Genomic DNA, 12,815 nt, shown 5'->3' with positions numbered 1-12,815 from the left:
CCGGGTTGACCAAATGGGCACGCAACCGCCGGGTGTCGACGAAGGTGCTCACGGTGGCCGGGGTCGCGATCGCGGGCATGATCGTCACCGGGATCATGAGCCTGGTCGGCATCTCGGGCCTCAAGACCACCCGCACCGACGAACTCAACCGCGCGGTTCCGTACATCACCGCGCTGAACGAGGCCGCGCTCGCCGCCAAGGCCGGCGCGAACGACGAGCGGGGCTTCCTGATCGCCGGCGACAAGTCCTTCGCGGCCGAGGCCCTCGGCCGCAAGGACTCCGTCGACGAGCACCTCGCCACCGCGCGCAACCTCGGCACGCCCGCCGAGCAGGCCACGATCGACGAGATCAAATCGGGGACCGACGCATGGTTCGCCGCGCTCGACACCGAGTTCAAGAGCTACGCGGCGAACCCCGAGGCGGCCATCGAGGCCTCCTTCGGCGCGAACCGGGACCTGCGTAAGGCCTACGAGGAGCAGTTCGCCACGGAGACCGCCCGGGCCGACGCGGCCTTGCTCGCCGGCGAGCAGTTCGACGCGACGGTGACCAAGACGCGGACCACCGTGATCGTGACCATGTGCCTCGCCCTGGTGCTCTCGGTCCTGCTCGCGCTCTGGGTGGCCCGGATGATCGTCACGCCGCTGCGCCGGGTGTCGGAGGTGCTGGACGCCGTCGCCGGCGGGGACCTCTCCAGGGACCCCGAGGTGGATCAGAAGGACGAGCTCGGTGGCATGGCCCTCGCGCTGCGGCAGGCCACCGCGACCCTGCGGACGACCGTCACCGACCTGTCCGCGCACTCCCAGAACCTGAACACCGCGGCCGGCGCGCTGGCCGCGACCAGCAGGGACAGCGCGGCGAGCGCCGAGACCGGCGCGCGGCAGGCGGCCAGCGTCGCCGACTCCGCCTCGGCCATGTCGTCGAACATCCAGACCGTGGCCGCCGGCGCCGAGGAGATGGGCGCCTCCATCCGCGAGATCAGCCAGAGCGCCACCCAGGCGGCCGGCGTCGCCGCCCGGGCCGTCGAGGTCACCGCCTCGACGACAACGGTGATGGCGAAGCTCGGCGAGTCGTCCGCCGAGATCGGCAACGTCATCAAGGTGATCACCTCGATCGCCGAGCAGACCAACCTGCTCGCGCTCAACGCCACCATCGAGGCCGCCCGGGCCGGCGAGATGGGCAAGGGCTTCGCCGTGGTGGCCAGCGAGGTCAAGGACCTTGCCCAGGAGACCGCGCGGGCGACCGAGGACATCGGTCAGCGGGTCGCGGCCATCCAGTCCGACACGCAGGGCGCGGTCGGGGCGATCGAGGAGATCAGCGAGATCATCGGCCGGATCAGCGAGTTCCAGACCACCATCGCGTCCGCGGTCGAGGAGCAGACGGTGACCACCAACGAGATGAGCCGCAACGTCACCGAGGCGGCCGAGGCCGGCGGCCGGGTGGCGGAGACGATCACCGAGGTGGCCTCTTCCGTGCAGCTGACGACGGTCGGCGTCACGGAGGCGACCCGGGCCGCCGGACAACTCGCGGAGATGTCCGACGACCTGCGCGCGATCGTCAACCGGTTCCGGCTGGAACCGGCGGGCAGTGGGACCTAGAGGTAGGTCCGGCCGGCGTTGCGCTTGAGCGCGTCCTCCCAGCCCGGCAGGTCGGACGGCTCGAGGTCGGTGCCGCCGACGTACTCCGCGGACGGGCGGATGATCTTGCCCAGGCGCTTCTGCTCCAGGATGTGGCTGCTCCAGCCGGCCGTCCGGGCGCAGGTGAACATCGAGGTGAACAGCGGGGCGGGCACCTCGGCGAAGTCGAGGATGATCGCGGCCCAGAACTCGACGTTGGTCTCCAGTACCCGGTCCGGCTTGCGCTCGCGCAGCTCGGCCAGCGCCGCGTCCTCCAGCGCCTTCGCCACCTCGTAGCGCGGCGCGCCGAGCTCCTTGGCGGCCGCACGCAGCAGCCGGGCCCGCGGGTCCTCGGCACGGTAGATCGCGTGCCCGAAGCCCATCAGGCGCTGGCCGCTGTCGAGGACCTGCTTGACGTACGCCCGCGCGTCGCCGGAGCGCTCGACGGCCTCGACCATGTGCAGGGCCCGCGACGGCGCGCCGCCGTGCAGCGGTCCGGACATCGCGCCGACCGCCGCCGACACGGACGCGGGTACGTCCGCGCCGGTGCTGGCGACGACCCGCGCGGTGAAGGTGGACGCGTTCATGCCGTGCTCGGCCGCCGAGATCCAGTAGCGGTCGATCGCGCTCACGTGCCGCGGGTCGGGCTCGCCGCGCCAGCGGATCATGAAGCGCTCGACGATGCTCGTCGCCTCGTCCACCCGGCTCTCCGGGACCTCCGGCAGGTCCGTGCCGCGCGCGCCCTTCGCGACCAGCGCGAGCAGCGTCGCGGAGGTGCGGGCCAGGTCGGCGCGGGCCTGCTGGTCGTCGATGTCGATCAGCGGGCCGAGGCCCCACAGCGGCGCCATCGTGGCGATGGCGGCCTGCACGTCGGCGCGGATGTCGCCCGAGCGTACGGTCAGCGCCACGGGCTCCTCGGCGGGGAGCGGGGCACCGAAGTCCCCGTCCACGAGCAGGCCCCAGATGTCGGCATAGGACACCTTGCCGACGAGCTTCTCGATGTCGATACCGCGATAGCGCAGGGCGCCGCCGTCGCGATCGGGCTCCGCGATCTCGGTGGAGAACGCGACGACGCCGGCCAGGCCAGGGGGAACGGTCAGCATGGTGACTCCCGGTCAACACATCGGTGGAGGTCGAACATTACCGCCGAGTAGCCTTTTGGTGAGTGGGGAAAATGTCACACCCCGTTAGCCAGCCTGACTCGGTCGGCGGCGAGAAGCACCTGATCATCGACGGCGGCCGGCCGCACGCCGGAGGCTCCCGGCGTGCGGCGGGATGACGCAGAGCCACGATCGGCTGCGGCGCCCTCAGGCCTTGTTCAGCCAGAAGGTGAGCCCGATCGTCTCCTCGCGGTGTGCCACGGCGCCGGCCCAATCCGGCTCGCCGGCCGCGTAGTCCGTGGCCAGCACCTCGTCTGCGACCAGGCCGGCGTGCTCGCCGAGCGCGGTGGCCGTCTCGTCCCGCGTCGCGGTGTAGCGCAGCACGATCCGGTCGGAGACCTCGAGGCCGCTGGACTTGCGGGCCTCCTGGATCAGCCGGATCGCGTCGCGGGCCAACCCGGCCCGGCGCAGCTCGGGCGTCAGGTGCAGGTCGAGCGCGAGCGTCGCGCCCGCCTCTGCGGCGACGGCCCACCCCTCCCGCGGCGTCTCGGTGATGATCACCTCGTCGGGGCCGAGCGTGATGGTCTCGCCGTCCACGACGACCGAGGCGTGTCCGCCGGAGCGCAGCGACTCCTTCAGCTCGGTCGCGTCGGCCGCGGCGACCGCGGCGGCGACCTGCTGCACCCGCTTGCCGAAGCGCTTGCCGAGCGGCCGGAAGTTGGCCTTCGCCGTCGTGTCCACGAGCGAGTCGCCCGCGGACCCGACGGGCAGCACGACACCGACGTTGAGCTCGGCGGCGATCTCGGCCAGCAGCTCACCGGACAGGTCGGCGAAGCCGTGCGCCGAGGCCAGCGCCCGCGACAGCGGCTGGCGCGTCTTCACGCCCGAGTCCGCCCGCGCCGCCCGGCCGAGCTCGACCAGCCGCCGCGCCAGCGCCATCCGCTCCGACAGCGCCGGGTCGATCAGCGACTCGTCGGCGACCGGGTAGGCCGCCAGGTGCACGGACTGCGCCGCGGTCGGGGTCACCGGCAGGACCATGTCCTGCCAGACCCGCTCGGTGACGAACGGCGTGATCGGGGCCATCAGCAGCGTCACCGCCGACAGGACCTCGTGCAGCGTGGCGAGCGCGGCCGGGTCGCCGCGCCAGAAGCGGCGGCGGCTGCGGCGCACGTACCAGTTGGAGAGGTCGTCGACGAACGCGGCCAGCAGCTTGCCGGCCTCGTGCGTGTCGAACGCGGCAAGCGCCGCGTCGACCTCCCGCACCAGCGTGTGCAGCTCGGACAGGACCCAGCGGTCCAGCACCGGCCGGTCGGCCGGCGCCGGGTCCGCCTCCGACGGAGACCAGAGCGCGGTGCGCCCGTACAGCGATTGGAAGGCGGCCGTGTTCCAGTAGGTGAGCAGGGTCTTCCGTACCACCTCCTGCAAGGTGTTGTGCCCGACCCGCCGGGACGCCCAGGGCGACCCGACCGCGGCCATGAACCAGCGCACCGCGTCGGCGCCGTGGCGATCGAGCAGCGGCAGCGGCTCCAGGATGTTGCCGAGGTGCTTGGACATCTTGCGGCCGTCCTCGGCCACGATGTGCCCCAGGCAGACCACGTTCTCGTACGCGGACCGGTCGAACACCAGCGTGCCGACGGCCATCAGCGTGTAGAACCAGCCGCGGGTCTGGTCGATCGCCTCGGAGATGAACTGCGCGGGGTAGCTGCGCTCGAAGACCTCCTGGTTGCGGTACGGGTAGCCGAACTGGGCGAACGGCATGGCGCCGGAGTCGTACCAGGCGTCGATGACGTCGGGCACCCGCGTCGCGGTGGCGCCGCAGTCGCAGGCGAACGTGATCTCGTCGATGAACGGCCGGTGCGGGTCCAGGGCGGACAGGTCTTCGCCGGTGCGTTCGCTCAGCTCCCGCAGCGAGCCGATGCAGGTCAGGTGGTTCTCCGGGCAGCGCCAGATGGGCAGCGGCGTGCCCCAGTAGCGCTGCCGGGACAGCGCCCAGTCGACGTTGTTGGTCAGCCAGTCGCCGTAGCGGCCGTGCTTGATCGTCGGTGGTTGCCAGTTCGTCCGCTCGTTCTCCTGCAGCAGCCGGTCGCGGACCGCGGTGGTGCGCACGTACCAGGACGGCTGCGCGTAGTAGACAAGCGGCGTGTGGCAGCGCCAGCAGTGCGGGTAGCTGTGCTCGTAGGCGACCTCGCGGAAGAGCAGGCCGCGCGCCTGGAGGTCGGTGACCAGCGCCGCGTCCGCGGTCTTGAAGAACTGGCCGCCGACCAGCGGCACCTCGGGCGCGAACGTGCCGTCGGGCCGGACGGGGTTGACCATCGGCAGCCCGTACGCCCGGCAGCTCGCCAGGTCGTCCGCGCCGAACGCGGGCGACTGGTGCACGAGCCCGGTGCCGCTCTCGGTGGTGACGTACGGCGCGAGGATCACGATGTGCGCGTCCGGCACCTCGACCAGGTCGAACGGGGCCCGGTAGGTCCACCGCTCCAGCTCCTTGCCCGGCAGGGTGGCCACCGGCCGCCACCCGGCGCCGAGCGCGGACTCCAGCAGCGGCTCGGCGACGACGAGCAGCTCGTCGCCGTCGGTGGCCACCACGTAGGTGACCTCGGCGTTGACCGCCACGGCGGTGTTGGAGACCAGCGTCCAGGGCGTCGTGGTCCACACCAGCAGCGAGGCCTTCGCGGCGTACGGGCCGGAGGTCAGCGGGAAGCGCACGAAGACCGACGGGTCGACGATCTGCTCGTAGCCCTGTGCCAGCTCGTGGTCCGACAGCGCGGTCTGGTCGCGCGGGCACCAGGGCGCGACCCGGAAGTCCTCGACCAGCAGGCCCTTGTCGAAGATGCGCTGCAGCGACCACCACACGGACTCGATGTACGCGGGATCCATGGTCCGGTACGCGTCGTCCATGTCGACCCAGTAGCCCATCCGCCGGGTGAGCTCGGCGAACGCGTCGGTGTGCCGGGTGACCGACTCGCGGCACCTGGCGTTGAACAGCTCGATGCCGTACGCCTCGATGTCCTGCTTACCGGTGAATCCGAGCTCCTTCTCCACCGCGAGCTCGACCGGCAGCCCGTGGCAGTCCCAGCCGGCCTTGCGGGCGACGTGGAAGCCCTTCATGGTCTTGTAACGCGGGAAGACGTCCTTGAAGACGCGGCTCTCGATGTGGTGGGTGCCCGGCATGCCGTTGGCGGTCGGCGGGCCCTCGTAGAAGATCCACTCGGGTCGCCCCCGCGACTGCTCGAGGCTGCGGTGGAACACGCTGTTGGCCTGCCAGAAGTGCAGTACCTCGTGGTCCAGCGCGCCGAGATCGACCTGGGCCGGCACGGGCTTGTACATCGTCTTCCTCCGTCGGAACGCACGTTCTCCAACGGAGGGACGAGGCTGCACGCCCCGCGGTACCACCCTCCTTGGCCGCCCGACCGCGGCGGCCCTCTCTTCTTCGGTCGCGGCCGGCTCTACTGGGCCCGGGGGCCTTTCCTCCGGCGGCTCCGGGGTGATCTTCGCGCCGCGCACACCCCCGGGCTTCCACCGTCCCCGGGTCTCTGCTGGCTGCGTGCGGCGGTACTCGTCCCCATCAGCGCCTCGCGGTCCGAACTCTAGCGCAGCTCCCGGTGCCCGGTCTGCGGTATTTCCGTCAGCCGCGCGCTACTCGAACCGGGACGGGTCGCCCGCGCCGACCCGGAGGATCTCCGGCTCGCCGCCGGAGAGGTCGATGACGGTTGTCGGTACCGTGCCGCACTCGCCGGAGTCGATCACCGCGTCCACGGCGTGGTCGAGCCGGTCCTTGATCTCCCAGCCCTGCGTCATCGGCTCCTCCTCGTCGGGCAGCAGCAGGGTGCTGGAGAGCAACGGCTCGCCCAGCTCGGCCAGGATGGCCTGGGTGACCGCGTGCTCCGGGATGCGTACCCCGACGGTCTTCTTCTTGGGGTGCAGCAGCCGGCGCGGCACCTCGCGGGTCGCCGGCAGGATGAACGTGTAGCTGCCGGGGGTCGCGGCCTTGACGGACCGGAAGACCGCGTTGTTGATCTGCACGAGCTGACCGAGTTGCGCGAAGTCGCGGCAGACCAGGGTGAAGTGGTGGCCGTCGCCGAGCTGGCGGATCTCCCGGATCCGGTCGAGGCCCTTGGCGTTGCCGATCCGGCAGCCGAGGCCGTAACAGGAGTCGGTCGGGTATGCGATCAGTCCGTCGTCCCGCAGGATGCCGACCACCTGGGAGACGGCCCGCTGCTGCGGGTTGTCGGGATGCACGTCGAAATACTTCGCCACCTCCCGAGCCTAGATCGCGGACCGCCGAATTTGCCGGAAGTCGCGGCGGAAGAGAAAAGACGCGCATCCCCGTCCGGTCGGACATCGGACCGGCGCATTTGCCGGCGTAGATCTTTACTGGGGGTCGGCCGGGTGGCAGCGTGACCACATGAGACGCAGAGCCGCGCTCGTCGTTGCGCTGATTACGGCGATGGTGGGTGCGTCCGCGGGATCAGCGGGCGCCGCACCGAAGTCCTCCTATGCCTTCCTGCACCCCGGTGGCCAGCCCCGGCTGGCCGAGAAGGTGCCGGTCAACGTGGTGTTCCTCGGCTACCGGCCGAGCCAGGTCGGCAAGGCCGCATTCCTGTCGGGCCTGCCCCGGGCGTACGAACCGGTGGTCCGCTCCCGGCTGGCCTACGGCCTGACCGAGAAGCTGGGCATCAGATACACCTACGACTACCGCGTCACCTACGCGAACCGGTCCTATGAGGACAAGTTCTTCCAGCGGCTGAGCGGACTCGCCACACCCGCGCCGCTGACGGCCTTCCAGACCGCGTACAACGAGCAGGCGAAGAACGTCAAGGACATCACGTCCAACAACTTCATCGACGCGCCGAGCGTGGAGAAGTGGCTGGCCACCCACCCGCCCGCCGGCGTCGACACCCGGCGCAACACCGTCTTCTTCATCAACTGGTACGGCCGCTCGGACTTCAAGTTCCACGTCTACACCAAGATCGGCGAGCCCGACCCCGACACGGGGTACGACTTCGGCAAGGAGCGGGCGAGCCGCAAGATCATCGCCTGGGGCGGCACCACCGCCGACGACGAGGAGACCGGCCTGGGCAGCACCCGGCGGGTCTGGTTCCACGACCTCTCGGCCGGGCCCGAGTCGTGGACCAGCAACTTCGACGTCGACAACCCGGACCTGGACGGCGACGGCGTCGTCGACTACCGCATGCCGCCGACCTGGGAGTACACGGCGGGCGGCTTCCGCTCGCCGGCGGCGCTGGCCGGCGACCTCTCGCTGATCACCCGCTACGTGGCGCTGAACCTGCTGATGACCACGTCGCCGCTCTACCCGGTCGAGCTGCCGGCCGCCGAGCCGCCCAAGTCGATCAACATCGACAGCAACACGTACGAGGGCTGGCCCGGCGTCGACGCGTCGCGGCAGTACGTCAAGCCCGAGCTGGTCGTGGACGAGCTAGCCGAGCTGCGCTGGCGGAACCGGCTGGACTTCGACAGCCAGGATCTGCCGTACGACGCGAAGGCGCAGGAGTGCTACACGGGTGTGCTCACCGACGAGAGCTGCTACCCGGACTCGGGCTATCCCGCGTTCGCCAACCTCTACCTCTACAACTGGGCGAACCTGGACCGGACCAGGGACGACCAGGGCCGGGTCGACTATGAGCTGCCGGTGTTCAACTACGCCGTGGATGCCGGGGTCGGCGTGCCGGCGCTGGGCTTCGCCGACGACAACTACGTCGACGGCACCCAGACCGGCGTCTTCTGCTTCATCTCGCCCGAGGTCGTTGAGTCCGGGTACGGCCTGAGCACCACCCAGATACACGAGGTCGGTCACCACCTGGGCATGAGTCACCCGCACGACGGCTACGACAGCGAGACCGGCGTCGACTACGGGCCCGAGGGGGAGTTCCTCTTCGCCAACGCCGGCGACGAGAGCAACTCGATGATGAGCTACATCGACGTCAACTGGGACTTCAGCCAGTTCGACCGGGACAACAGCGACCGGTTCCTGACCGCGGCGTACTACGAGGCCGCGAACCGCCTGGCCGCCGACCTGCTCGGCTCGTCCGGGGCGTCCAAGGCCCGCGGCGGGCTGCGGGCGGCCGACGTCCTGCTCGGGCTGGCGGTGAAGGCCTTCGCCCGGCACGACTACCGCGCCGCGTACGCGTTCGCCGAGGGCGCGTACCTGCAGGTCGTCGCGGCGGCGAAGCGGGCCGGCGTGGATGCCGCCGGCCCGGCGAAGGCCATGGCGGCCGAGGCCGACGCCGCACGCCGGACCGGCGCGGCGGTGCACGAGCCGCACGAGTTCATCGACACGCTGGCGCCGGACAGCCCCCGCAGCCAGCCCTAACCGGAGTCACGCGGCACATTTGCTCACCTGCTCCTGCTCGTGACCGATCGGGTCACGACATGGGCAGGGTTGGTATCTGGATCTTCGTGGCGGCGGCCTTCGTGGCCGCCGCCGCGGAGGCGTTCGTCTACGCCCTGCCCGCCGGCGAGGTCATGCACGTGGCCACCTACTCCGTGCTGTGCGCGTTGGCCTGGTGGTCGGCCCTGCGCCTGCGCCGGGGCCGGGACCGGTTGCCGTGGTTGTTGATCGCCGCCTGCCAGACGCTGTGGTTCGCCGGTGACGCCTACGAGCTGCTCGAGCTGCACCTGACCGGCGCGGCGTCGGCGGTCGGGCCGGCCGACGCGTTCTGGCTGGGCGGGTATCCGTTGCTCGCCGTGGCCCTGGCCATGATGGCGCGCCGCAGGGCGGCCGGTGGGCTGCGCGCCTCGGTCGTCGACGCGCTCATCCTGACCGTCGCCGCCGCGGCGGTGAGCTGGCAGTTCATCATGAGGCCGCTGACCGACGGCTACACCCTTGCCGAGTCGACCGTGCCGCTGCTCTACCCGCTCGCCGACGTGGTGCTGCTGACCGCCGCGCTGGTGATCGCGCTCTCGCCCGGCACCCGGACCGCGCCGACCCGGCTGCTGCTGGCCGGCGTGCTCTGTTACCTCTTCATAGACCTCGCCTGGAACGTGCTGCCCTACCTGGTGAGCGCCGAGCTGTACGACCCGCTCGGCGCGGTGGTGCTGGCCGGCAATGCCCTGATCACCGCGGCCGGCCTGCATCCGGGCCGGGCCGAGCTGGCCACCCCGGGCCCGGACGTCAGCATCCAGCATCCGGCCCGGATCTTCTTCCTGGCGCTGGCCCTGCTGACGGCGCCGGTGCTGTCCGTCTTCATACCGCAGGACCTGGTCGGCGCGATCACGTCGGCGACCTGTGCGTTGCTGGTCGTGGCGCGCTTCGTCAGCATGGCCCGCGCGCAGGAGCGCGCCCAGGCGCAGCTCGCCTACCAGGCGTCGTGTGATCCGCTGACCGGGCTGGCCAACCGGACCGCGCTCGGTGCCCGGCTGGCCCGGATCGAGCCGGCGCCGGACGCTCCGGTCGCCGTCCTCTACGTGGACCTCGACGGGTTCAAGCAGGTCAACGACGAGCACGGCCATGCTGCCGGCGACGCCGTGCTGCGTATCGTCTCCGACCGGCTGTCCGCGGCCGTCCGCGAGGGCGACCTGGTGGCCCGGCTCGGCGGCGACGAGTTCGTACTGCTCTGCCCGGGGGTGCCCACCGACGAGGCGGTCCGGCTCGCCGAGCGGATCATCGGCGACGTCGCCCGGCCGGTGGCATACGAGGGCCACCACCTCTGCGTCGGCGCGAGCATCGGCATCGCGGGCAGCACCGACGACGCCACGGAGGGCCTGCTGCGCTCGGCGGACGCGGCGATGTACGAGGCGAAGCGCCTGGGCCGCGGCCGCTGGGTCCTGTCCAGCTAGGTCCCGTCGCCGCCGGGCCAACTTGATCCCATAGAAGCTGAACCACACTTCCTCGATGCCGTCGCGGCGGGCGAAGCGGTCGTGCCGCTCGACCGGACGCCTTCGACCAGATCGTCCAGGCGCACGCGGACATGGAGGCGGGCGTGGCCACCGGCAAGTTCGTGGTGCTCACCTGACGGATTCTGAAAGAACAGAACAGAAATGCGAAAATAGTCGACAGACTCTTGTGGAGTTCGTCACAGGCGACCTAGGGTCACCTCACTCCGCCCTCCCGATAGAAAAGAGCTGCTCGATGTCTGTGACTGCGAGGTGGCCGGCCCTGGCCACCGCCTGCGTTGTCGGGCTGGGCCTGGCGGTCGGTGCGGGCGTACCCGCCGGCGCCGCACCGGCGGCACCCGTGGTGACCCGCGCCGGGCTCGACCCGGCCCTCGTCGCCGGCCGCGGCGCCACCGTGGACTTCGCCGAGCAGGAGGCGGAGAACGTCCGGCACAACGGCACCGCCATCGGCCCGGACCGGGCCGCCTACTCCCTCGCCGGGGAGGCCTCCGGGCGCACGGCGGTCCGGCTGGCCCCCGGCCAGTACGTCGAGTTCACGCTGCCGAGCCCCGCCAACGCCATCAACGTGCGCTACAGCATCCCGGACGCACCCGCCGGCGGCGGGATCACCGCGCCCCTCGACGTCGCCGTCGGCGGCAGGTCGACGAGGACGATGACGCTGACCTCGCAGTACGCGTACCTCTACAACCAGTACCCGTTCACCAACGACCCGAACGCGGGGCTGCTGCACCCCGACTGGTGGATCACGGAGTGCGCCTGCGTGCCGGCGGCGACGACACCGGTGCCGGAGATCGCCAAGCCGTTCCGGCCGATGCACTTCTACGACGAGCAGCGCCTGCTGCTCGGCAGGACCTACCGGGCCGGCGAGAAGATCCGGCTGACCGCCTCGTCCGGTGCCGCCTGGACGGTCATCGACCTGCTCGACACCCAACTGGTCGGCCTGCCGCACGTCGCGGTTCGCGCGTCGAACGTGCTGCTCTTCGGGGCCGACCCGACCGGGCGCCGCGACTCCGCGGCCGCGTTCGACAGGGCGATCGCGTTCGCGCGCAAGGCGCGGCTGAAGGTGTACATCCCGCCGGGCACGTACCAGGTGAACAGGCACATCATCGTCGACGACGTGACGATCGAGGGCGCCGGGAGCTGGTACACGATCATCAAGGGCCGGGAGGTCGCGCTCGCCGAGCCGTCCCCGGACGGCTCGGTGCACACCGGCGTCGGCTTCTACGGCAGGGCCGCGGCCGACGGCGGCAGCCGCAACGTGCACCTGAGGGGCTTCGCGATCGAGGGCGACGTCCGCGAGCGCATAGACACCGACCAGGTGAACGGCGTCGGCGGGGCGCTCAGCGACTCCACCATCGACGGCCTGTACCTCCGCCACACCAAGGTCGGGATGTGGTTCGACGGCCCGATGCGCAACCTGACCGTCACGAACAACGTGATCGTCGACCAGATCGCCGACGCCCTGAACCTCCACATCGGCGTCACCAGGTCCGTGGTGCGCAACAACTTCATCCGCAACACCGGCGACGACGGCCTGGCCATGTGGTCGGAGAAGACGGCGAACGCGGGCAACACGTTCGACCACAACACGGTGCAGACGCCGACCCTGGCCAACGGCATCGCGATCTACGGCGGCACGGACAACACGGTGTCGGGCAACCTGGTGGCGGACCCGATCCGCGAGGGCAGCGGCATCCACGCGGGCTCCCGCTTCGGCGCCGAGCCGTTCGCCGGCGACCTGATCATCAGGAACAACACCGTCGTACGCGCGGGCACGCTCGAACTCAACTGGAGGATCGGCCTCGGCGCGATCTGGTTCTACGCGCTGGACCGGAGCATCTCCGCGAACATCGAGGTGACCGGCGACCACTACCTGGACAACACCTACAACGCGATCATGCTGGTCAGCGACTGGGGCGTCAAAGACCTCTACTCGATCGACGGCGTGAAGTTCAGGGACGTACGCGTCGACGGCACGGGAACCTCGGTGGTGTCCGCCCGGGTGGCCGGCTCGGCCTCGTTCGAGAACGTGGACGCCCGCAACGTCGGCGCGGTGGGCGTGAACAACTGCGGATCGTTCAACTTCAAGCCGACCGGCTCGGAGTTCGCGCTGACGGACCTCGGCGGCAACGACGGCGGCGGCACGACCGGCCCGTGGCTGGCGGCCTGGGAACTACCGAACACGATCACCTGCGACGACCGCCCGCCGGTCGTCGCGCCCCCGGCGCCGACCACCTGGTGACGGACG

At 70.9% G+C, this 12,815-nt stretch carries 7 protein-coding genes; 4 read left to right on the top strand and 3 right to left on the bottom strand.

Annotation, left to right across the window (positions count from 1 at the left end; translation table 11 throughout):
• Positions 1 to 5: 5 nt before the first annotated feature.
• A complete protein-coding gene (locus tag AB0B58_RS38100) occupies positions 6 to 1,595 on the top strand; it encodes a methyl-accepting chemotaxis protein (RefSeq protein WP_360234664.1) in 1,590 nt (529 codons plus the stop codon).
• On the opposite strand, the gene AB0B58_RS38095 is transcribed toward AB0B58_RS38100, so the two are convergent.
• The 3 genes from AB0B58_RS38095 to AB0B58_RS38085 all read right to left on the bottom strand — a co-directional run bounded on the left by AB0B58_RS38095 (position 1,592) and on the right by AB0B58_RS38085 (position 6,970).
• Positions 1,592 to 2,716 (bottom strand): citrate synthase 2, encoded by a 1,125-nt coding sequence (locus tag AB0B58_RS38095; RefSeq protein ID WP_360234661.1) that lies wholly within the window; start codon positions 2,714 to 2,716, stop codon positions 1,592 to 1,594. The two genes, AB0B58_RS38100 and AB0B58_RS38095, sit on opposite strands and share 4 nt — an antisense overlap.
• Before the next feature lie 204 nt (positions 2,717 to 2,920).
• Complete coding sequence (gene ileS / locus AB0B58_RS38090; RefSeq protein ID WP_360234658.1) at positions 2,921 to 6,040, bottom strand: isoleucine--tRNA ligase; 3,120 nt, start codon at positions 6,038 to 6,040, stop codon at positions 2,921 to 2,923.
• A gap of 309 nt (positions 6,041 to 6,349) precedes the next feature.
• Positions 6,350 to 6,970 carry an L-threonylcarbamoyladenylate synthase gene (locus AB0B58_RS38085; protein WP_360234655.1) on the bottom strand — a complete coding sequence of 207 codons (621 nt, stop codon included), beginning with the start codon at positions 6,968 to 6,970 and terminating at the stop codon, positions 6,350 to 6,352.
• A gap of 148 nt (positions 6,971 to 7,118) precedes the next feature.
• Here AB0B58_RS38085 and AB0B58_RS38080 point away from each other — a divergent pair, with 148 nt between their 5' ends.
• The 3 genes from AB0B58_RS38080 to AB0B58_RS38070 all read left to right on the top strand — a co-directional run bounded on the left by AB0B58_RS38080 (position 7,119) and on the right by AB0B58_RS38070 (position 12,809).
• The gene (locus AB0B58_RS38080; RefSeq protein ID WP_360234652.1) at positions 7,119 to 9,044 is read left to right on the top strand and encodes a hypothetical protein; all 1,926 of its coding nucleotides are present in this window, start codon (positions 7,119 to 7,121) and stop codon (positions 9,042 to 9,044) included.
• Positions 9,045 to 9,103: 59 nt separating this feature from the next.
• Positions 9,104 to 10,510, top strand: a complete 1,407-nt coding sequence (locus AB0B58_RS38075) for a GGDEF domain-containing protein (RefSeq protein ID WP_360234649.1) — start codon at positions 9,104 to 9,106, stop codon at positions 10,508 to 10,510.
• A gap of 292 nt (positions 10,511 to 10,802) precedes the next feature.
• A complete protein-coding gene (locus tag AB0B58_RS38070) occupies positions 10,803 to 12,809 on the top strand; it encodes a glycosyl hydrolase family 28-related protein (protein ID WP_360234646.1) in 2,007 nt (668 codons plus the stop codon).
• The last annotated feature ends 6 nt before the right edge of the window (positions 12,810 to 12,815 follow it).

Origin of the sequence: Actinoplanes sp. NPDC049118 (genome assembly GCF_040648555.1) — a bacterium.
In the GTDB taxonomy this organism is placed as follows: Bacteria; Actinomycetota; Actinomycetes; order Mycobacteriales; family Micromonosporaceae; genus Actinoplanes.
Note: the sequence above shows the minus strand (reverse complement) of the source record. Positions and strands in the feature narration are given on the sequence as shown.

Excerpts from the sequence above, each read along its gene's own strand:
- AB0B58_RS38095 (WP_360234661.1), bottom strand. The coding sequence starts at position 2,716 with ATGCTGACCGTTCCCCCTGGCCTGGCCGGCGTCGTCGCGTTCTCCACC.
- AB0B58_RS38070 (WP_360234646.1), top strand. The coding sequence starts at position 10,803 with ATGTCTGTGACTGCGAGGTGGCCGGCCCTGGCCACCGCCTGCGTTGTC.
- AB0B58_RS38080 (WP_360234652.1), top strand. The coding sequence starts at position 7,119 with ATGAGACGCAGAGCCGCGCTCGTCGTTGCGCTGATTACGGCGATGGTG.
- ileS (WP_360234658.1), bottom strand. The coding sequence starts at position 6,040 with ATGTACAAGCCCGTGCCGGCCCAGGTCGATCTCGGCGCGCTGGACCAC.
- AB0B58_RS38075 (WP_360234649.1), top strand. The coding sequence starts at position 9,104 with ATGGGCAGGGTTGGTATCTGGATCTTCGTGGCGGCGGCCTTCGTGGCC.